The 20,549-nt window shown below is 69.9% G+C and carries 20 protein-coding genes; 8 read left to right on the top strand and 12 right to left on the bottom strand.

Translation table 11 applies throughout. The features are described 5' to 3' along the window. The first annotated feature begins 63 nt into the window (after positions 1–63). Entirely contained in the window at positions 64–1,209 is a 1,146-nt protein-coding gene (locus KBX21_RS15440; RefSeq protein ID WP_210842317.1) for a glycosyltransferase family 4 protein, read from the top strand. A gap of 181 nt (positions 1,210–1,390) precedes the next feature. Here the strand turns inward: KBX21_RS15440 and KBX21_RS15435 are convergent, their stop codons facing one another. The 4 genes from KBX21_RS15435 to coxB all read right to left on the bottom strand — a co-directional run bounded on the left by KBX21_RS15435 (position 1,391) and on the right by coxB (position 5,922). After that, a complete protein-coding gene (locus KBX21_RS15435) occupies positions 1,391–2,716 on the bottom strand; it encodes an Ig-like domain-containing protein (RefSeq protein ID WP_210842316.1) in 1,326 nt (441 codons plus the stop codon). 248 nt (positions 2,717–2,964) lie between these two features. Then, on the bottom strand, positions 2,965–3,390 hold the full coding sequence (locus tag KBX21_RS15430) for a cytochrome c oxidase subunit 4 (protein ID WP_049565603.1): 426 nt from the start codon (positions 3,388–3,390) through the stop codon (positions 2,965–2,967). Positions 3,391–3,402: 12 nt separating this feature from the next. Then, positions 3,403–5,076, bottom strand: coding sequence for a cytochrome c oxidase subunit I (gene ctaD / locus KBX21_RS15425; RefSeq protein WP_049565606.1), 1,674 nt, complete (start codon positions 5,074–5,076; stop codon positions 3,403–3,405). Continuing rightward, positions 5,077–5,922 (bottom strand): cytochrome c oxidase subunit II, encoded by an 846-nt coding sequence (coxB, locus tag KBX21_RS15420; protein WP_049565609.1) that lies wholly within the window; start codon positions 5,920–5,922, stop codon positions 5,077–5,079. It abuts the gene before it with no gap. A gap of 529 nt (positions 5,923–6,451) precedes the next feature. Here coxB and KBX21_RS15415 point away from each other — a divergent pair. After that, on the top strand, positions 6,452–6,709 hold the full coding sequence (locus KBX21_RS15415; protein WP_017546512.1) for a sulfurtransferase TusA family protein: 258 nt from the start codon (positions 6,452–6,454) through the stop codon (positions 6,707–6,709). A gap of 237 nt (positions 6,710–6,946) precedes the next feature. Here KBX21_RS15415 and rpsD read toward each other — a convergent pair whose 3' ends face one another. From rpsD to KBX21_RS15380, 7 genes are all read right to left on the bottom strand, one after another. Then, on the bottom strand, positions 6,947–7,558 hold the full coding sequence (rpsD, locus tag KBX21_RS15410; protein WP_049565612.1) for a 30S ribosomal protein S4: 612 nt from the start codon (positions 7,556–7,558) through the stop codon (positions 6,947–6,949). A 284-nt stretch (positions 7,559–7,842) separates the two neighbouring features. Continuing rightward, the gene (locus KBX21_RS15405) at positions 7,843–8,814 is read right to left on the bottom strand and encodes a carbohydrate kinase family protein (RefSeq protein ID WP_049565615.1); all 972 of its coding nucleotides are present in this window, start codon (positions 8,812–8,814) and stop codon (positions 7,843–7,845) included. A 190-nt stretch (positions 8,815–9,004) separates the two neighbouring features. After that, positions 9,005–9,355: an iron-sulfur cluster assembly accessory protein gene (locus KBX21_RS15400; protein ID WP_049565618.1), complete on the bottom strand. Its 351-nt coding sequence runs from the start codon at positions 9,353–9,355 to the stop codon at positions 9,005–9,007. A 261-nt stretch (positions 9,356–9,616) separates the two neighbouring features. Beyond that, positions 9,617–10,237 (bottom strand): hypothetical protein, encoded by a 621-nt coding sequence (locus KBX21_RS15395; protein ID WP_210842315.1) that lies wholly within the window; start codon positions 10,235–10,237, stop codon positions 9,617–9,619. A 35-nt stretch (positions 10,238–10,272) separates the two neighbouring features. Next, entirely contained in the window at positions 10,273–11,199 is a 927-nt protein-coding gene (gene htpX / locus KBX21_RS15390) for a zinc metalloprotease HtpX (RefSeq protein ID WP_049565624.1), read from the bottom strand. 178 nt (positions 11,200–11,377) lie between these two features. Continuing rightward, a complete protein-coding gene (locus tag KBX21_RS15385; protein WP_049565627.1) occupies positions 11,378–11,656 on the bottom strand; it encodes a hypothetical protein in 279 nt (92 codons plus the stop codon). Further along, positions 11,653–12,420: a PspA/IM30 family protein gene (locus tag KBX21_RS15380; RefSeq protein WP_082206223.1), complete on the bottom strand. Its 768-nt coding sequence runs from the start codon at positions 12,418–12,420 to the stop codon at positions 11,653–11,655. The genes KBX21_RS15385 and KBX21_RS15380 overlap by 4 nt, the downstream gene beginning before the upstream one ends. A gap of 96 nt (positions 12,421–12,516) precedes the next feature. Here KBX21_RS15380 and KBX21_RS15375 point away from each other — a divergent pair, with 96 nt between their 5' ends. Both KBX21_RS15375 and KBX21_RS15370 read left to right on the top strand, forming a co-directional pair. Next, positions 12,517–13,179, top strand: coding sequence for a DUF3043 domain-containing protein (locus KBX21_RS15375; RefSeq protein WP_210842314.1), 663 nt, complete (start codon positions 12,517–12,519; stop codon positions 13,177–13,179). A 123-nt stretch (positions 13,180–13,302) separates the two neighbouring features. Next, on the top strand, positions 13,303–14,307 hold the full coding sequence (locus KBX21_RS15370; RefSeq protein ID WP_210842313.1) for an aldo/keto reductase family protein: 1,005 nt from the start codon (positions 13,303–13,305) through the stop codon (positions 14,305–14,307). Between the two features lie 103 nt (positions 14,308–14,410). On the opposite strand, the gene KBX21_RS15365 is transcribed toward KBX21_RS15370, so the two are convergent. Then, positions 14,411–14,614: a hypothetical protein gene (locus tag KBX21_RS15365; protein ID WP_049565640.1), complete on the bottom strand. Its 204-nt coding sequence runs from the start codon at positions 14,612–14,614 to the stop codon at positions 14,411–14,413. 205 nt (positions 14,615–14,819) lie between these two features. Here KBX21_RS15365 and KBX21_RS15360 point away from each other — a divergent pair, with 205 nt between their 5' ends. The 4 genes from KBX21_RS15360 (at position 14,820) to lpdA (ending at position 20,483) form a co-directional block, all read left to right on the top strand. After that, positions 14,820–15,809 (top strand): bifunctional adenosylcobinamide kinase/adenosylcobinamide-phosphate guanylyltransferase, encoded by a 990-nt coding sequence (locus tag KBX21_RS15360; RefSeq protein WP_049565643.1) that lies wholly within the window; start codon positions 14,820–14,822, stop codon positions 15,807–15,809. Next, positions 15,806–16,591 (top strand): adenosylcobinamide-GDP ribazoletransferase, encoded by a 786-nt coding sequence (locus tag KBX21_RS15355; RefSeq protein ID WP_210842312.1) that lies wholly within the window; start codon positions 15,806–15,808, stop codon positions 16,589–16,591. Before KBX21_RS15360 ends, KBX21_RS15355 begins: the two co-directional genes overlap by 4 nt. A gap of 847 nt (positions 16,592–17,438) precedes the next feature. Further along, on the top strand, positions 17,439–18,959 hold the full coding sequence (locus KBX21_RS15350) for a leucyl aminopeptidase (RefSeq protein ID WP_082206224.1): 1,521 nt from the start codon (positions 17,439–17,441) through the stop codon (positions 18,957–18,959). 147 nt (positions 18,960–19,106) lie between these two features. Beyond that, the gene (gene lpdA, locus KBX21_RS15345) at positions 19,107–20,483 is read left to right on the top strand and encodes a dihydrolipoyl dehydrogenase (RefSeq protein WP_049565652.1); all 1,377 of its coding nucleotides are present in this window, start codon (positions 19,107–19,109) and stop codon (positions 20,481–20,483) included. Positions 20,484–20,549 lie beyond the last annotated feature (66 nt).

The following is a 20,549-nucleotide window of genomic DNA, read 5'->3' as shown; positions in this document are numbered from 1 at the left end:
GTCCCTGGGAAACCACCGTTTCCCAGGGGCCCTCTCCGTGTCCGGGCGCCTAGACTCGCTCAGGTGTCGCGAACCCTGATCATCACCAACGACTTCCCTCCGCGCGCGGGCGGGATCGAGTCCTTCGTGCACGAGCTGGCCCGGCGCCGCCCCCCTGGGTCCGTGCTGGTCTACTGCTCCTCCCCCACGGCGGAGGACCACCGCGCCGACCCGTACTTCGACCTGCACCAGCCGTTCCCCATCGTGCGTGAGGCCGGGCCGGTGCTGCTCCCCACGCCGGGGGTGGCACGGCGGGCCCGGGCCATCGCCGAAATGGAGGGGTGCGACTCCGTGCTCTACGGGGCCGCCGCTCCTCTGGGGCTCCTCGCCCCCGGTATGCGCTCGCGGGTGCGGCGCCAGGTGGCGCTCACCCACGGGCACGAGACCGGTTGGACGGTGGTCCCCGGGGCGAGTTCGGCGCTACGGCGGATCGGTGACGGCGTCGACACCGTCACCTACCTGGGCGAGTACACCCGTCGACGGTTGGCCCGCTCACTGTCCGCCCCCGCCACGGAACGGATGCGCCGCCTCGCCCCCGGGGTGGACACCGAGCGCTTCCGACCCGGTTCGGGCGGCGAGGAGGTCCGACGGGAGCTGGGTCTGGGCTCGCGTCCGGTGGTCGTGTGCGTCTCCCGGATGGTGGCCCGCAAGGGTCAGGACACCCTGCTCCGGGCCTGGCCGCGCGTGCTGGCCGACGTGCCCGACGCGGTCCTGCTGTTCGTCGGGGACGGCCCCCTCGCACCCCGGCTCCGCTCGGCCGCGCAGGGGACGGACTCGGTGCGCTTCACCGGACCGGTCCCCGCCGAACGGCTCCCCGCCCACTACGACGCCGGTGACGTCTTCGCCATGCCGTGCCGCACCCGGCGGGGCGGCCTGGACGTGGAGGGCCTCGGCATGGTCTACCTGGAGGCGTCCGCCACCGGGCTGCCGGTGGTCGCCGGGGCCTCGGGCGGCGCCCCGGACGCGGTCCTGGAGGGCGAGACCGGACACGTGGTCGACGGGTCGATGCCCGGTCCGACCGCCCGCGCGCTCATCCGACTCCTGAAGGACCCCGGCCGCGCCGCCCAGATGGGCGCACGCGGCCGGGAGTGGGTGACCGCAGAGTGGACCTGGGAGCGCACCCTCCGGCGCCTGGACGACCTTCTCAGGGGCGTGGAGCCGACGCCCTAGGGCGTGTTTTTTGGATGCTTTCGCCGGTGGCGGCGGAGCCGCCATCGATGCGAGCGGCGTCCAGGCAATCTCTCGCAAGCCGTGGAGCGAAGGTCAGCCCGGGTTTGGCTGTCCGAGCTTCATCGGCGCGGCGAGAGGCAGCCTGGTGGTCGCGAGCGCGGAATGATCCAAAAAACACGACCTAGAGGTCGTCACCGTGGACGGAGCCGGGCGTGCCCGAGCCGTCGGTGCTCTGGGGCTGCCCGGTGACGCTGTTGGCCAGCCACTCCTCCCAGGATCGCTGGTAGAAGCCCCAGCCGTTGTCCCACTCCAGGTCGCGTTCGGTGCCGGTGGTCTCCAGGATGTCCCCCATAAGGGCCTGGTTGTGGAACCAGCGGGCGTCCTCCATGGTCATGTTCGTGCACCCGTTGGAGGTGTTGGCGCTGCCGATGTTCCCCGCGTTCCACGGAGCCGCGTGGGTGAACTCGCCGCTGTTGGAGGTGCGGACCGCCCAGTCCACGTCCAGCCGGTAGTAGCCGGGCGACCCCTCCGGGATGCCGACGGTCGCGGAGTCCATGACCAGGGCCTGGTACTTCTCCATGGTGAGGTGGACACCGGAGGTGGTGGTGTTGAAGCGCTCCTCGGCGGATCCGTTGCTGACCGGGATGGTGCGGACGGTCTCGCCGTCGATGGACACGGACATCTCGTGGTCGGGCACGTGCATCGTGGACACCAGCTCGCGTCCGACCTCGAACCGGACGCGGTGGTCCTCCGCTCCGTAGACGCCCTCGGAGGACTCGACCCCGGCCAGCCTGAGATCCACGGTGACCTCCTGGTAGGGATCCCAGTACTCCTTGGGCCGGAAGACCGCCATCTCGTCGGTGACCCAGTTCCAGGCGCCCTCGGTCTCCTCCTCGGCCGTGACCTGGATGGAGTTCTCCACCTGTTCCTTGTTGGTGACCGCCCGGTCGAAGTTGACGATGACGGGCATGCCCACTCCGACCACGTCCCCGTTGCTCGGGAAGTTGGAGACGAGTTCGAGGCGTTGGTCGGCCGCCGCGTCCATGGTGGTGAACTCCGAGACCACCTCGGTCTCCTCGCCCTCCTCGTCGGCCGCGGTCACGAACACTCTGACGGAGGACCCGGGACGCAGGTTCCAGTCACTGACCCAGGCGTTCCCGGCCTCGTTGAGTGTGCCGGTGACGGTGAAGGGGTCCTCCTCCTCACCCTGGGCACCGGTGTCGGCCACCTCCTTCGCGTCGCCGGAGGCGACCTCGCCCTCGGTGTCCTGCTGGACCCACACGTCGGTGAGGGTGCCGTCCACGGCCTCGACCCGGATGGGGGTGTTGGGAGGAATCTCCGTGGCGCCCGGTTCCGGGGTGACCTCCACCTCCGGCCCCGGCTCGCTCTCGCCGGGGGCCGCGGTGCCCCCGGGGCCGTCCCCGCCCTCGGGGGTGCACGCCGCCGCGAGGAGCACCAGGGCTGCCGCTGCCGCGGCCGTTCGGGAAGAGGCGATTCGTCGCTTCACGCCAAGGACCTCCAGCGTCCGTACGCGGCCCGAGGCGTGCGCGGAGCGTGCGCACCGGCGTGACGCCGACAGGGCCTGGATGCGGCGTGACCTGCGAAGGCAGCGTCACGTGGGCCACCGAAAAAGAGCACCCCGGTGGCCGGAGGTCGTCTGGGACGACTCGTCCGGTCACCGGGGCGGTGACACTCACATCCTACCCTGCGTAGCCGAAAGCACTCATAGAGTGACAAACGCGCGGGGTGTGCACGTCAGTGCTGGAACTCCTTGCGGTAGTACTCGAAGACCCAGCCCAGCGAGGTGAGGATGACGGCGAAGAAACCGGTGATCACCATCCACCAGCCGATCGCCACGCCGACCGCCGTGAAGGCGACGGCCATCGCGACGAACATCGGCCACCAGCTGTGCGGGCTGAAGAAGCCGTACTCACCGGCGTTCTCGGCGATCTCGCCGTCGAGCCGTTCCTCGGCCGGCAGGCCGTGGTGGTGCTCACTGTGGCGAGCCGACTGCCAGAGCCAGAAACCGATCATCCAGCCGAAACCGATGGAGACCACCAGGGCGGTGGTACCCGCCCACTCGATCTGACCGGTGTCCTGGAGCGACCAGTAGATGTACAGCGCGGCAGCAAGACCGAAGAAGGTCGAGATACCCATGAACAGGTAGGCCTGCATCTTCATGTGCTCTACCCCCTACTTCTTCTCGGCACCGGCGGCGACGGCACCGGGTGCGGCCGCGTGCGGGTGGTTGAGGTCGAAGGCCGGACGCTCGGACCGGATCCGGGGCAGCGACGTGAAGTTGTGTCGCGGCGGCGGGCACGAGGTGGCCCACTCCAGCGAGCAGCCGTAGCCCCACGGGTCGTCCACGGTGACCAGCGGCGCCCTCTTCGCGGTGACGTAGATGTTCCAGAAGAAGATCAGCGTCGAGGCCGCGAGCACGAACGAGGAGACCGAGGAGATCTGGTTCAGCTGCGTGAAGCCGTCAGTGGCCAGGTAGTCCGCGTAACGGCGCGGGAAGCCCATGGCGCCCAGCCAGTGCTGCACCAGGAACGTGCCGTGGAAGCCCAGGAAGAGCAGCCAGAAGTGGAACTTGCCCAGCTTCTCGTTGAGCATCCGCCCGGTGAACTTGGGCCACCAGAAGTAGAAGCCCGCGAACATCGCGAACACCACGGTGCCGAACACCACGTAGTGGAAGTGCGCCACCACGAAGTAGGAGTCGGTGACGTGGAAGTCGATGGGCGGCGAGGCGAGCAGCACACCGGTCAGACCACCGAAGAGGAAGGTGACCAGGAAGCCGATCGTGAACAGCATCGGCGTCTCGAACGTGAGCTGTCCGCGCCACATCGTCCCGATCCAGTTGAAGAACTTCACACCGGTCGGAACCGCGATGAGGAACGTCATGAACGAGAAGAACGGCAGGAGCACCGCGCCGGTCGGGAACATGTGGTGGGCCCACACGGTCACGGACAGGCCGGCGATGGCGATGGTCGCCGCCACCAGGCTCTTGTAGCCGAAGATCGGCTTGCGGCTGAAGACCGGGAGGATCTCGGTCGCGATACCGAAGAACGGCAGCGCGATGATGTAGACCTCCGGGTGGCCGAAGAACCAGAACAGGTGCTGCCACAGGATGGCGCCACCGTGCTCGGCGTTGAAGACCTGGGTGCCGACCATGCGGTCGGCGCCCAGAGCGATCAGGGCCGCGGTCAGGACCGGGAACGCGATGAGCACCAGGACACTGGTGAGCAGGGTGTTCCAGGTGAAGATCGGCATGCGGAACATCGTCATACCGGGCGCGCGCATGCACAGGCCGGTGGTGATGAAGTTGACCGCACCGAGGATCGTGCCCAGACCGGAGACGGCCAGGCCCAGGATCCACAGGTCGCCGCCGAGACCCGGCGAGCGGACCGCGTCGGAGAGCGGGGTGTAGGCGAACCAGCCGAAGCTGGCCGCGCCGCCCGGGGTCAGGAAGCCGCTGATCGCGATGAGGCTACCGAAGAGGAACAGGTAGTAGCCGAACAGGTTGATCCTGGGGAAGGCCACATCGGGGGCGCCGATCTGCAACGGCATGAGGATGTTCGAGAACCCGACGAAGAGCGGGGTCGCGAACATCAGCAGCATGATCGTGCCGTGCATCGTGAAGAGCTGGTTGAACTGCTCGTTGGACATGTACTGCATGCCCGGCTGGAACAGCTCCAGGCGCATGAGGAGCGCCAGCACGCCTCCGAAGAGGAAGAACGCGAAGGAGGTGATCAGGTACATGTACCCGATGACCTTGTGGTCGGTCGACGTCAGCCAGTTGACGATGATCGACCCCTTGCGTGACGGTGCCTGACCGTCAGTGCGGGGTTCGGTTGCCGTCGTGGTCATTTACTCGTCATTCTCCTCGGACTCGGTCGCCTCGGCTCCCGTGCCCTCAGCGTCGGTGCCGTCAGCACCCGTGCCCTCGGCGTCGTCGGTCTCGGCGGCCTCTGCGGCCTCGGACTCAGCGGCAGCGGCCTCGGCGGCCTCTGCGGCCTCGGTCGCGTTGGCTTCCTGCTCTGCGGCCCAGGCGTCGTACTCGTCCTGCGGAAGGACCTCGACGTTGAAGAGCATGCGGGTGTGGTCCACACCGCACAGCTCGGCGCAACGACCGACGTACTCGCCCTCGGAACCTTCCATGAGGTTGACCTGGAAGGAGTTGTCCCGGCCCGGGACGACGTCCATCTTGAAGCCGAAGGCCGGGATCCAGAACGAGTGGATGACGTCGGGAGAGTGGAGGTCGAAGTGGACGACCGCGCCCTCGGGAAGGACGAGGGTCGTCTGGGTGTCACGGTTGGCGGTGCCGTCCGGGTTGGGGATACCAACCTCGGAGAAGAGCACGTCGCCACCGTTCTCCTTGGTGTCGTCCATGTAGTTGAACTGCCAGGCCCATTGGAAGGCCACGACCTCTACATGGACGTCGGCGGGCTCTTCTGTGTCGAGCAGGTAGGCCTGGTCTCGCGCGGTGAAGAAGAAGAGCACCGAGATGACGACGATCGGCAGAACGGTGTACAGCGCTTCGATGGGCATGTTGTACCGCACCTGCGGCGGCAACTGCTCAGAGCGCTTGCGGTGGAAGAGGATTGTCCAGATGAACAGTCCCCACACAAGGACGCCGACCGCGAAAGCCGCCACCCACGAGCCCTGCCAGAGCGAGATAACACGCTCGGCCTGCTCGGTGATCGGCTCCGGCATGCCCAAACGAGTGAGATCGTTCGACGCGCAGCCGGTCGCGGCCAGCCCCAACACGGCGAGCGCGGCGCCGCGTGGTGCCCATCGGCGCAGAGTTGAGCGCCGATTTTTTTGGCGGGTCGGACTCACGGATTGCCTTCCCAGCGGTGAAGCCCGTGGATTCTCCACGGGCGGCCTAAGTATCCAAAGCTTGTCAGGGGGAAACATTATCGCGAACCGCCCAGCGTGCCGTTCATGGGCTTGCCTGGTCAGCGTGTTGCCAGACGCGCCCTCTCGAAACGTTCGGCGGCCCCACGGAGCCGGGCCAGGTCGCCCCCGAGGGTAGTCCTCCCGGCTGGCTACGAGGCGCGGCCCGGCGATCCCCCGGGCCCTTGGCCGCTCCCGTCCACATCTCCGCTCGAGGCGGTGGTGTGCGCGTTCGCGACGCGAGACCAAGGCGAGCGTATCGCTGGGTTTACGACACCCTTAACCGGGTGCGCCTTTTGAGGCGCACCGGGTCAAGATTGGGCCACAGGACGACAACCAACTGGGGGTGGACGTGCCCGAGCGACCGACTTCGCAGCAGCCGCTGGTCACCGTGGAGGCGGTGGGTCTCAAGTGCCCGATCCCGATCATCATGCTGGCCGCCCGACTGCGCGAAGTGCCTATCGGGGCGGTCATCGCGGTCACCGCGGACGATCCCGCGGCGAGCGCGGACATACCGTCCTGGTGCCGGATGAAGATGCACGAGTTCGTCGTCGAGCGGCCGCTGGCGCGGGGTAGCGCTTTTCACATCCGCCGGATGTACTGACCGCCGACGACGCCACCGGAACGACGGGCCGGGCTTTCGGTCCCGTTGCGATAACGATTCACGCCGTCCAGTTTCCGGGGACGGTGTGAAGCTCCCGATCCCCCTCCCGAAGCCCCGACCGGGCGGAGGGAGGGAGGTACCGGACAAGGCGAAGGCCGCGCGGACACGGGGTCCACGCGGCCTCTCCCACACTGCGGTTCCGCCCCCGAGGAAGGGAACCGCGACCGCGGGAACCGTCTAGCGAGCGTAGTACTCGACGACGAGCTGCTCGTCGAAGGGCACGGGGATCTGCTCACGCTTGGGGCGGTCGACGACCGCGATGCGCAGGTCCTTGTGGCTCACGGCGAGGTAACCGGCGATCTTGTCGTCGGCGTGGATGCCCTCGGTGGCCTCGACGAACGGGACCATCGAGCGGGACTTCTCCCGAACGCTGATGATCTGGCCCGGCTTGACCTGGTACGACGGGATGTCGACCTTCTTGCCGTCCACGGTGATGTGACCGTGGTTGATGAACTGACGCGCGGCGTAGATCGAGGCGGCCAGACCGGCGCGCAGCACGACCGTGGCCAGACGCAGCTCCAGCTCGCCGAGCATCTCCTCACCGGTACGGCCGGGACGCTTCTTGGCGTTCTCGTAGATCCTGACCAGCTGCTTCTCGGTCAGGTCGTAGTACCAGCGCACCTTCTGCTTCTCCGCCATACGAACGGCGTAGTCGCTGCTGTTGCGGCGGACGCGACGACCGTGCTCGCCGGGCGGGTACGGACGCTTCTCGAAGTAGCTGACCGCCTTACGGGTCAGCGGGGTGCCGGCGCGCCGGGACAACCGCACCTTCGGTCCGGTGTAGCGCATGCGAAGTCCTTTCAGGGTGAATCAGGGAATCCCAGGTAAGGCTGGCCTAGATCTGGGAGGCGCTCAGGGCGCCCGAGCCCCGGTGTCCCGCGGTGCGGGTCGGAGCGGGTTCCCCACCGCCGCGCGTGACCCGGCGCGAGCGGTTCGGGCGAATGACCCGGCACGCGTTTCGACGCACCGGGCGGGCACGGGAGTTCCCGTGCGGGTCACAGCCATCCACTTTACGGGCTCCGGGGTACCACCCCGACCAGAGCGCGTCCATTTGCGGCCGGGGCGGACACGGGTCACAGGAAGGGGCGGACCTCTGCGGCGGCCTCGGCACCGTAGGAGCGCTCCAGGCGCTCCAGCAGCGAGGCGCCGGTGAGCGTGTACTCCTGGGGCCCGTCGGCCTCCAGGCAGTGCACGGCGGTGGCGTTGCCGACCTGGGCCGCGCGCTCCAGGGGCAGGCCCCAGGAGTGGGCGGACAGGAAGCCCGCGCGGAAGGCGTCGCCCATGCCGGTGGGGTCGACGAGCTCGTCGACGGCGGCGGAGGGAACGTGGATGCTCGGCTCGTCCTTGCGGTCGATCCGGGCGCCCTTGGCCCCGAGGGTGGTGACGCGCGTCCCCACCCGGGACAGGACGTCGGCGTCGGACCAGCCGGTCTTCTGCTCGGCCAGGGCCTTCTCGTACTCGTTGGTGAACAGGAAGGCGGCGCCCTCGATCAGCGTGCGCACCTCCGGGCCCTCCATGCGGGCCAGCTGCTGGGAGGGGTCTGCGGCGAAGGGGATGGCGCGGGTGCGGCACTCCTCGCTGTGGCGGATCATGGCCGCGGGGTCGTCGGCGCCGATCAGGACGAGGTCGAGGCCGCCGACCCGCTCGGAGATCGGCTGGAGCTCGATGTTGCGGGCCTCGGCCATCGCGCCCGTGTAGAAGGACGCGATCTGGTTCTGGTCCAGGTCCGTGGTGCAGACGAACCGGGCGGTGTGGCGCAGCTCGGAGATGTGCACCGCCGAGGTGTCGACGCCGTGGCGGTCGAGCCAGGAACGGTACTCCTCGAAGTCCGCGCCGGCGGCACCGACCAGGACCGGGCTCAGACCGAAGCCGCCCATGCCGAAACAGATGTTGGCCGCGACGCCGCCACGGCGCACGTCCAGCTCGTCGATGAGGAAGGAGAGGGACAACTGCTGGATCTGCTCAGGGATGATCTGCTCGGCGAACCGACCCTGGAAGGTCATCAGGTGGTCTGTGGCGATGGATCCGGCAACCGCGATACGCACGGGACGTGGGCTCCTTGCTGGCGGGGTGGATCGCTCGAGGGCGATCCGACGAGCTGTTCAGGGCATGCGGGGGACGTGCCCGTTCGGACCAGCCAAGGGTACCCAGAGGGGGAGGGCGAACGCTCGTCCGCGTCCGCCCTCCCCCTGTGGTTCCGAGAACCTGAACGCTCCTCTGGGGAGCTCGGGACGCCTAGTTGAAGGAGTCACCGCAGGCGCAGGAGCCGGTCGCGTTGGGGTTGTCGATGGTGAACCCCTGCTTCTCGATGGTGTCCACGAAGTCGATGGTCGCGCCGATGAGGTAGGCGGCGCTGCGGCGGTCGGTGACGACCTCGACACCGTCGAAGTCGGCGACGACGTCGCCGTCGAGGTCGCGCTCGTCGAAGTAGAGCTGGTAACGCAGCCCCGAGCAACCACCGGGCTGAACGCCCACGCGCAGGCGCAGGTCGTCCCGGCCCTCCTGGTCAAGGAGCGCCCGAACCTTGTCGGCCGCACCATCGGTGAGGATGACTCCCTGCGCGGTGGCCTCGCTCTGAACCGTCATGTTGTAAAGCTCCTCTTGAAAGGGGTTGCGGCCGTCTGGCGACCCCGGTCGCTTACCGGATCGGCCCGCGTCGGCGGGTCCAGTCCTCTTCAACGGGTCCCAACGTCGGAGGCCGGTGTGGCATTCCGTCGCGTGGCCGCTGTGTTCGTGCTGGCACCCCGGCCGCACGGTGCACGTGTGGCTCAGGCGACGCACGGGTGTGCTCGTACCTCCAAGGGTAATTTGTCCGGGCCGAGGATGCCATCTCCGGACGGCCCCGCCTCACAGGCCCGGGGCGCCGTAGACCGGGAACCAGCGGGAGCGGTCCTTCTCCATCGGCAGGTCGTCCCCCACAGACGCCTCCACCTGGAGCTCCAGCGCGTTGTCGCGGCGCTGACCGCCCTCGGGGGCGAAGGGGTAGAAGGTGCCCCGCTTGTACAGGTAGACCAGGCCCACGGAACGGCCCCGCGTGTCGGTGAAGCCGACCAGCGAACACAGCAGGGAGGGTCCGTAGCCGTTGGCCTCCAGCGTCGAGTTGACCGCGTGCAGGTCGGTGACCAGGCCGGTGATGTCGGTGTCCACGAGCTCCCCGCCCGAGGGCTCGCCGCCGGTGGTGGCCCCCTGCGCGGCGCCCGGGCGCAGGACCAGCCAGGTGTAGCCGTAGTCGTCGGTGCTCTGCTCCACCGACGGCCCCTCCCCCGCGTTGAGCAGCTCGGTGACGTCGCGTTCGATGTCGGCGAAGGCGGCGCCCTCGGCGGCGCGGAAGGCCACCGACCCCGAACCCGTGGGGGTCAGGCCCACCCCGGCCCGCAGGGTGAACGCGGCCGAGGGCAGGCCGAAGAGCGCGTCCAGGTCGGGCTTGGCCGGTTCCGAGCGGCCGAGCAGGGTGCGCCAGAAGCTCATGGTGGTGGGTTCCCCTCGTGGGTGGTTCGGTGGGGTCAGGCTCCGCGACCGAGCTGGCGGGAGATGTCGCCGAGCTGGGCCAGGCGCTGCTCGACCGGGGGGTGGGTGGCGATGAGCTGGTTCATGCTGAAGCCCTTCTTCGCGAAGGCCGGGGCGAAGAAGAACGCGTTGAACGGCTCGGCCTGGCGCAGGTCCCGGGTGGGGATCCGGGCCATGTCGCCGGTGATCTTGGACAGGGCGCTGCCCAGTACGGACGGCCGACCGGTCAGGTAGGCGGCGGCGCGGTCCGCGGCGAGCTCACGGTAGCGGGACAGTGCGCGGGTGAGCAGGAAGCTCAGGACCCAGGCGATGGCGCTGACCAGGACGACCAGGAGCGCGACGACCGCCGGGGCGGGGCCGTTGTTGTTGCCGCGTCCGCCGCCCGCTCCGGCGAACATGGCGAAGCGCAGACCGGCCTGGGTGAGGAATCCGGCGACGATGCCGAGAAACCCGGCGATCGTCATCACCATCACGTCGCGGTGGGCGATGTGCGAGAGCTCGTGGGCGACCACCGCCTCCAGCTCCGGGCCGTCCAGGCGGCGCGTCAGCCCGGTGGTGACGCAGATGACGGCCGACTTCTCGTTGTGGCCGGTGGCGAAGGCGTTGGGCACGTCGGTGTCGGCGATGCCCACGCGCGGCTTGGTCATGTCGGCCATGGCGCACAGGCGGTCGACGATGGCGTGCAGGTCGGGGGCTTGCTCGGGGGTGACCTCCTTGGCGCCCATCGCGAACATCGCGATCCTGTCGGAGGAGAAGTAGGAGAACAGGGCGAACGCCGCGACGAGGACCAGCACCAGCCAGACGTTGAGCCCAGCGAGGACCAACCCCACCACGAAGGCGACGTAGACCAGGAACAGCAGAACCATGGTCATGACCATCCGGGCCGTCAGCCCCCGGTCCGGACGGAACTTCGAACCAGCCACGCCGACTCCCTCCCCTGCGGATGTGTCGGAGTGTAGTTCGGGCAGGTGAGAAACGGGTTAAAGCGGGGCACCGCGTGTCCCCACAGCCGCATGACCCCGGACACACTCCGGCCGCCGTGACGAATCACAGCGGCCGGGGTGGAAGAACGCGCACGCGGGAACCGAGACGGGGAGGTCCCTAGCCCGGGATGAGCCCGTCGTCCTGGAGCATCTCCCGTACCTCGTCCATGCTGGCGTCGGCGGGGGGAAGGATGAACTGCGAGGGCTCCAGGGAGTCGGGAGGCAGCGGCTTGCTGTCCTCCCTGACCTTCGCCAGGAGGTCGTGCAGGGCCTTGCGGAACGTGGCCTCGTCACCGGACTCGATCGCTGCCTCCAGGGCGGCGTCGAAGTCGTTGAGCAGGCCCAGGTCTGCGTCGGTGAGGTCGAGCTGACCCTCACCCATGATGCGAACGATCACGAGCCCTCCCGGTTCCCGGCCCCGTTGCCGCCCTCGATCTGGGGGGTGGCGCCGCCACTGCCGCCGCCGAGTTCGAGCTTCATACGCTCCAGCTCGGCCTCGACACCGGTGGTGCTCGCCATCTGGTCGAGCTCGTACTGGATGTCGTCCTTCGGGCCGCTGCCCGTGACGTCGTCCAGCGCGCCGGAGGCGAGGAGCTCGTCCACCGCGCCCGCACGGGCCTGCATCTCGGCGGTCTTGTCCTCCGCCCGCTGCACGGCCATGCCGACGTCGCCCATCTCCTCGGAGATACCGGAGAAGGCCTCGCTGATCTGCGTCTGGGCCTGGGCGGCGGTGTAGGTCGCCTTGATGGTCTCCTTGCGCGTGCGGAAGGCGTCCACCTTCGCCTGCAGGCGCTGGGCGGCCATCGTGAGCTTCTGCTCTTCGTTCTGGAGGTTGGAGTGCTGCTCGCGCAGGCCCTCCATCTGGCTGGTGAGGCCGGAACGGCGGGTGAGCGCCTCGCGGGCGAGGTCCTCACGGCCCTGGGTCAGAGCGGCGCGGCTCTGGGTCTCCAGCTTGCCGGACTGCTGTTCGAGCTGCTGGATCTGGAGCTCGACCCGCTTGCGGGAGGTCGCGACGTCAGCGACACCGCGACGAACCTTCTGAAGCAGTTCGAGCTGTTTCTGGTACGAGTAGTCGAGGGTTTCCCTTGGGTCCTCGACAGAGTCCAGGGCCTTGTTGGCCTTGGACTTGAAGATCATCGAAAGTCGCTGAAACACGCTCATTGGCGTGGCCGTCCCCTTCTCGGTGCGTACATCGGCTGTTCCCAGCGGGCGCTTTGCCCAACCCTACGCGGTCTGGCCCGCGGTCGCCATAAAGCTATGACCGGCTACCCTGAGGGTGTGTTCCGACGTCGCTCCGCTTCCGCAGCCCCGGATTCGACCTCCGCCGAATCCGCCAGCCCTGAGGCCACTGAGGCCACCCAACCTAAGGGATATACGCCCAAGAAGGGTGTGCCCACCCCTAAGCGCAGGGAATCCGTAGGCACCCCGCGCCGACCGGTGAAGGCCCCTGAGACCCGCAAGGAGGCCTACCGCGCCTACCGGGACCGTCTCGAACGTCAACGCGGCACGACCGCCCGGCGTTCCGGTGCTCCCAAGGGAGACGAGAAGTACTTCCGGCAGCAGGACCTCGGCAAGGCCCGCGCGTACGCCCGGGACTTCATCGACTCGCGCCGCAGCGCGAGCGAGTTCTTCCTGCCGTTCTCGATCCTGATCATCGCGCTGCTGTTCATCAACAACCCGGTCTTCCAGGTGGGCGTCGCCTACGTGCTGTGGCCGCTGATGATGGTGACGATCATCGCCGAGGGCGTCATGATCGGCCGCACGGTCAAGCGCCGCGCCACCGAGTACTTCCCGGAAGACCCGGCGATCAAGGGCATCGGCATGTACGCCGCGATGCGCCAGCTCCAGTTCCGGCGCCTGCGTCTGCCCAAGCCCCGTCTGAAGGTCGGCGACGACCCCACACCGAGCGGCGTCCGCTGAACCACCGGACGTCCCACATCCCCATCCCCGACGACGTGAGCGGGGCCGGTGACCGCACCGGCCCTTCACTTCGCTCCGAGCCCCGTAGCGCCGGCCGAGGCACCGCCAACTAGAGTGCTCGGCATGGAATTTCGGCATCTTGGCAACAGCGGTCTGATCATCAGCGAGATCGCCTACGGGAACTGGATCACCCACGGCTCCCAGGTCGAGGAGGACACGGCGGCCTCCTGCGTCCGCGCGGCGCTCGACGCGGGCATCACCACGTTCGACACCGCGGACGCCTACGCCCAGGGCAGGGCGGAGGAGGTGCTGGGCCGCGCGCTCAAGGGTCAGCGCCGAGACGGCCTGGAGATCTTCTCCAAGGTCTTCTGGCCGGTGGGCGAGGGCAGGAACGACCGGGGGCTGAACCGCAAGCACGTCATCCGTGGCTGCGAGGACTCCCTGCGCCGTCTGGGCACCGACTACCTGGACCTGTTCCAGGCGCACCGTTACGACCACAGCACACCGCTCGAAGAGACCATGCGGGCCTTCGAGGACCTGGTCCGCCAGGGCAAGGCCCTGTACATCGGAGTCTCCGAGTGGCGCGCCGACCAGATCGAGCGGGCGCTGAAGATCGCCGACGAGATGGGCTTCGACCGGATCGTCTCCAGCCAGCCGCAGTACAACATGATCTGGCGGGTCATCGAGTCCGAGGTCGTCCCGCTCTCCGAGCGCGAGGGCATCGGCCAGCTCGTCTGGTCGCCCATCGCGGGCGGTGTCCTCACCGGCAAGTACAAGCCGGGCCAGGAGCTCCCCAGCGGTTCGCGGGCCAGCGACCCCAAGAGCGAGCGCTTCCTGGCCGACAAGGTCGCGGACCAGGCCCTGCTGGAGCGGGTGCAGCGGCTGGAGCCGCTGGCGGCCGAGGCCGGGCTCACCCTGTCGCAGCTGGCCGTGGCCTGGGTCCTCCAGAACCCCAACGTGTCGGCCGCGATCATCGGCGCCTCCCGTCCCGAGCAGGTCGAGAGCAACGTGAAGGCAGCCGGGGTCAGGCTCGACGCCGCGCTGATGGCCCGGATCGACGAGGTCCTGGGCGACAGCGTGGAGCGCGACCCGGAGCTCACCAAGAGCCCGGACAACATCCGCGGCTAGTACCGCGTCACCGAGGGGCCCGGCGGCCGTGCGGACCGCCGGGCCCCTCGGCCGTCCCACGAACCGGACGCGGTCAGGCGGGTTGGCGCCGCGCGCGGCCGACCTACTCGGTGCCGAGGGGCATCGTGTAGACCTCGTGGTCCTCCTCCAGCAGGGCGACACTGGCCACGCCGCCCTCCGCGAGCTCCGCCCAGTTCTCACCGAGCCAGCTCTCGGCGTCGCCACGCGACGTGAACGACTCGGCCGGTAGTTCCTCCGCCCCCGTCCGGTCACCGTCGACCCCGATGTACCGCCACGTCCACGCCATCTTCGACCACCCTTCGTCGCCGTTCCACGGTGGGTTCACCGCGATCCTGGGCCGAGCTTAACCAAGCCTTGGTCCACGATGCTGTTTACTTTTCTGGGTGCGTATCCGATTTCTGGGGACAGCGGGTCACACGGGCTGGCCAGCCCCGCAGTGCACCTGCTCGTCCTGCAACAAGGCCCATGCGGAACGCCGCCTACCGCTGCGGGTGACCGTCGACGACCGCTTCCGCCTACGTGAGGAGGGAGCGGTCGGACCGGTCCCGCCCGACTACACGGTGACGACCACACCGGACGGAGCCCTGGTGGAGGGAGCGGACGGCGGCCGTCTGCTGTTCGCCCGCTCCGGACCGGGTCCACTGCCGGGTGGACCGCCCGGCGACGGCCGTCCCTCGGGTTCGTCCGCGTACTCGTCGGCGCCGGCCCAACAGGTGGACATGGTGATCGTGGACGCCGCGCTGCGTCCGGAGGTCGTCGGTGAGCTGCGCCGGTCCGGGGTGATCGGGGTGACCACCGCCGTCGTGGCGGTCGGTGGCGACCACCGGATCCGGTCCCCCGAGGAGTTCGCCCGGCGGGCCCACCTGTGGGGCGTCATGGCCCCCGGGGACGGCACGGTCATGTCGTGTCCGCCCGCGGTCTGGCCGGAGTCCCGCCCGCACGGGCCGTACCGGACCCTGGTCACCGGCGGCGCCCGATCGGGCAAGTCCACCGAGGCCGAACTCCGTCTGCTGACCGAACCCCGGGTGGTCTACGCGGCCACGGGCCCCGTCCCCGACGAAGGGGACCCGGAGTGGGCCGAGCGGGTCGAGCGACACGCGCGTCGGCGCCCCTGGTGGTGGCGGACCGAGGAGACCACCGACCTCGCGTTGCTGCTCAGGCAGGCCAGGGGCGCGGTGCTGATCGACTGCCTCGGGACCTGGCTGACCTGGGTGATGGGCGAGTGCGGGCTCTGGGAGGACCAGCCGCCCGAGGACGCCGAGGAGCGACTGGAGACCGCGATCCACGAGCTGTTGGAGGCCTGGCGTTCGACGCGGGCCTACGTGGTGGCGGTGACCAACGAGGTGGGCTCGGGTGTGGTTCCGCCGACCCGCTCGGGCCGGATCTTCCGCGACCGGCTGGGCCTGTTGAACCAGTGGGTGGGCGCCGAGTCCGAAGCCGTGGTGCTGGCGACGGCGGGGCGCGTGGTGGAGCTCGGGTGAGCGGGGCCGACGCACTGGCCGGGGCGCGGATGGCCGTGGGCACCTTCACGGTGTGGCCGGTGCGTGTGGCGCGTGTGGACCGCGTGGTGGCCGGGTGGGCGATGGTCTGGGCACCCCTGTTGGGAGGGCTGCTCGGCGGGGTCGTCGGCGTCGTCGCGGTGGCGGGCGCGTTGTGGGGCTGGTCCGGGCCGTTGGCGGCGCTGCTCGCGGTGGGGCTGGGGGCACTGCTCACGCGGGGCCTGCACCTGGACGGGCTGGCCGACCTCGCCGACGGCCTGGGCAGCGGGCGCCCGGCGGAGGGCGCGCTGGAGGTGATGCGCCGTTCCGACATCGGCCCGTTCGGGGTGATCACCCTGCTGGTGGCGGTGGGCGCACAGGTCCTGGCGCTCGCGCAGCTGGTCGGGGCCTCGCCCTGGGCGGCCGTGGCCGGGGCCGTGGTCGCGGGCGCGACCGGACGGTTGGCGGTGACCCTGGCGTGCACGAGGACGCCCTCCGCGCGTCCCGACGGGCTGGGTGCGCTCGTGGCCGGGACGGTGCGTCCCCTGGGCGCGTCGGTGTGCGCGGCCGGGGTGCTGGCCGCGTGCCTGCTCGGGCTGGCGCACTCCCCCGGGTTCGCCGTGGCCTGCGCGGTGGGCGCGGTGGCCGGATTGGCGGCCGCCGGGGCTCTTCTGTTCCGGGCCGTCCGCCGGTTGGGCGGGGTGACCGGGGACGTCCTGGGCGCCCTGGTGGAGTCGGCCGTGACGGTGGTCCTGCTGGTGACGGCGGCGGCCGCGCGGGGCTGAGCCCTCGGTCAGAGTCCGCGCTGGCGGCGGTTCCACCGTTCCAGGCGGTCGCGCGCCTGTTCCGTGCGGTGGGCGGACGGAGAGGACGCCGTCGATGTCGTCCGCGCGTTGGTGGTCCTCCTTGAGCCGCTCGTACTCCCTCAGGTGGGTCTCGAACTCCGCCACGGGGTCGGTGACGGGCGCCTCGGCTTGGTGGTGACGCTCCCCGTGGCGGCGCGTTCCTCGGTGGCCACCACGTACAGGCCGGGTTCGCCGACGTCCAGCGCGGGTGTGCACGGCCCGCGGGGGCCACGCCTTCGAGGAGGGCGGCCGGGGCCGGGGTCGTGACGGAGACGGCGAACAGGGCCAACTCGACGGTGGCCAGACGGAAGGTCGAAGCGGCGGCGGGACGGAGGCGCCGGAATCCGGCATGTGTTCCTCCCGTGCAGGTCAAGGGCGAGTGAGGGCTCGCGGAAGCGGTCCTGGGACGGCACGGTCCCGCAGCGGCGGCCGGGGTGTCGGGCACTGGGTGGAGGGGCGGCGGCGCACCACTGTGAAGGGGCATGGGCTGCTTCACCTGCCGATTCGCGCGGTCTGGTAGTTTTCCGCGACGGCCGGATGTCGCCATCATCACATTTTTTCACACCGGGTTTCACGCGGTCAGGGCCGGGGAGAGCGCGTTCGGGCGCCGCCGACCGCGTGCGACACCTCCCACGAGGGACCAGAGCCCCCACATGGCGCGGACGGAGGCGCACCCACCCGGGGCCACCGGCGACACCGCGCGACGGCGGGGAGCGCCGCGTCAGGACCCCTGGGGCGTGGGACGCCGCGTCACCGTCGGGGGCGCGGGAGGACTAGCATCGAGGACGTGAGCACGACGTTGTCAGTAAACACGGAGTCCCCCAGTTCGCTCGACGCCGACGCGGTTGTCGTCGGTTACCACTCCGGAGGCGACGCCCCGGAGCCCGCATCGGGCGCTCATAGCGTCGAAGCCGCCTTCTCCGGCGGCCTCGGCTCGACCCTGTCGCTCCTGGGAGCGAGCGGCGCCCCTGAGGAGGTGCACACCATTGCCTCCCTCGGAGCCGTCAGCGCCCCGGTCGTCGTCGCGGTCGGGCTCGGCCCGGCGCCCGCCGACGGTGCCGTCGACCCCGACGTCCTCTCCCGCTCCGCCGGTGCCGCGCTGCGTGCGCTGAGCGCGCGCCCCGAGGGTGCGGGCCGCGTCGTCCTGGCCCTGCCCGCGACCACCGCCGAGCAGGCGGGTGCCGTCGCCCTGGGCGCCGAACTCGGCTGCTACAGCTTCGACCGCTACCGCACCGGCGAGAAGGCGCAGAAGAAGGCCGCGCGCGGCGCCGCCACCCTCACCGTGGTCAGCGAGGCCGACGGTGCCGCCGACGCCGTCGAGCGCGCCGCCGTCCTGGCCGAGGCCGTCTCCTTCACCCGCGACCTCGTCAACACCGCCCCCGCCGACCTCGTCCCCGAGGACCTGGCGTCGGCGGCCCAGGAGATCGCCCAGCAGGCCGAGCTGGAGATCGAGGTCCTGGACGAGCGCGCCCTGTCCGAGGGCGGCTACGGCGGCCTGACCGGCGTCGGTCAGGGCTCGGCCAACCCGCCCCGCCTGGTCCGTCTGGCCTACAGCCACCCCGAGGCCACCAGGAAGGTCGCCTTCGTCGGCAAGGGCATCACGTTCGACTCCGGCGGCCTCTCCCTCAAGCCCGCGGGCTCGATGGACTGGATGAAGTCCGACATGAGCGGCGCCGCCTCCGTGCTCGCCGCCATGCGCGCCATCTCCACCCTGGGCCTGAAGGTCAACGCGGTCGCCTACCTGACCGTGGCCGAGAACATGCCCAGCGGAACGGCCCAGCGCCCCTCCGACGTCCTGAGCATCTACGGCGGCCGGACCGTCGAGGTCCTCAACACCGACGCCGAGGGCCGCCTGGTCATGGCCGACGGCCTGGTCCGCGCCCACGAGGACGAGCCCGACCTCATCGTGGACATCGCCACGCTGACCGGCGCCCAGCTGGTCGCGCTCGGCACCCGCGTGTTCGCGGTCATGTCCAACGACGACGCCGTGCGTGACGAGATCGTCGCCGCCGCCACCGCCGAGGGCGAGGCCTCCTGGCCGATGCCGCTCCCGGCGGAGCTGCGCGCTGGGCTCGACTCCTCGGTGGCCGACATCGCCAACGTGGCGAGCGAGCGCTGGGGCGGCATGCTCTCCGCGGGCGTCTTCCTCCAGGAGTTCATCGAGGAGGGCACTAAGTGGGCCCACCTCGACATCGCCGGGCCCTCCTTCAACCAGGGCGGCCCGCACGGATACACCCCCAAGGGCGGCACGGGTGCGGGTACCCGCACCCTCGTCCGCATCGCCGAGGACTACGCCCGCAAGCAGTAGTCCGGAAGGGCGGGGTGGCGCTCCCGAGCCGGAGCGCCCCCGTCCCCGGCAGCCGGGGGTCCCCGATCGACACACCGCCAGCGGCGGCGGTGGGCCCACGGTCTTCCACCACCCATCACCAGCCACCACAACTAGGAGTTCGTTCCCGTGAGTGAGAGCGGCGGCACCTTCGACCTCGTCGTCCTTGGCGGCGGCAGCGGCGGCTACGCGGCGGCACTGCGCGCCGCGGAGCTGGACATGAGCGTCGTCCTGATCGAGAAGGACAAGCTCGGCGGCACCTGCCTGCACCGCGGCTGCATCCCCACCAAGGCCCTCCTGCACTCGGCCGAGGTGGCCGACACCGCCAAGGAGAGCGAGAACTTCGGTGTCCAGGCCACGTTCGAGGGCATCGACATCGACGCGGTGCACAAGTACAAGGACAAGGTGATCAACGGCCTGCACAAGGGCCTGAGCGGGCTGATCAAGTCCCGCAAGATCACCGTCGTCGAGGGTGAGGGCAAGCTCACCGGCAAGGACGAGGTCACGGTCGACGGCAAGGTCTACAAGGGGAAGAACATCCTCCTGGCGACCGGCTCCAAGCCCAAGACCCTGGGCCTGGAGATCGACGGCGACAAGGTCATGACCAGCGACCAGGCCCTGGGTCTGAACCGCGTCCCCGAGTCCGTCATCGTCCTGGGCGGCGGCGTGATCGGCGTGGAGTTCGCCAGCGTGTGGCGTTCCTACGGCGCCGACGTCACCATCGTCGAGGCCCTCAAGAACCTGGTCCCCGTCGAGGAGGAGTCCAGCTCCAAGCTGCTGGAGCGCGCCTTCCGCAAGCGGAAGATCAAGTCCGAGCTGGGCACCCCGTTCGAGTCGGTCAAGACCACCGACTCCGGCGTGGTCGTCACCCTCCAGGGCGGCAAGACCCTCGAGGCCGAGGTCCTGCTGGTCGCCATCGGCCGCGGCCCGGTCTCCGAGGGCCTGGGCTACGAGGAGCAGGGCGTCACCCTGGACCGCGGCTTCGTCAAGGTCGACGAGAACCTGCACACCGGCGTGGGCAACGTCTACGCGGTGGGCGACCTCATCCCGACCCTCCAGCTCGCGCACGTCGGGTTCGCCGAGGGCATCTTCGTCGCCGAGCACATCGCCGGGCAGAACCCGCCCGCGATCGACTACGACGGTGTTCCCCGTGTCACGTACTGTGAGCCTGAGGTCGCCTCCGTGGGTCTGACCACCAAGGTGGCCAAGGAGCGCGGTCACGACGTCGTCGAGATGAACTACAACCTGGCGGGCAACGGCAAGAGCCAGATCCTCCAGACCCAGGGCGCGGTCAAGGTCATCGCCGAGAAGGACGGCCCCGTGCTGGGCGTCCACATGGTCGGCAGCCGCGTCGGCGAGCTCATCGCCGAGGGCCAGCTGATCTACAACTGGGAGGCCCTGCCCTCCGAGGTGGCGCAGCTGATCCACCCGCACCCGAGCCAGTCGGAGGCGCTGGGCGAGGCGCACCTCGCGCTGGCGGGCAAGCCGCTGCACGTCCACGACTGACCGCTTCACCCCCGGGGGCGGGCCCTCACCGGCCCGCCCCCGCACACATCCGCGCTGCCCATCAAG

The sequence above is a fragment of the Nocardiopsis sp. B62 genome, assembly GCF_018070675.1.
Classification (GTDB): domain Bacteria; phylum Actinomycetota; class Actinomycetes; order Streptosporangiales; family Streptosporangiaceae; genus Nocardiopsis; species Nocardiopsis prasina.
The sequence above is the reverse complement of the archived record's forward strand: the minus strand, read 5'-3'. Positions and strand labels throughout refer to the sequence as shown.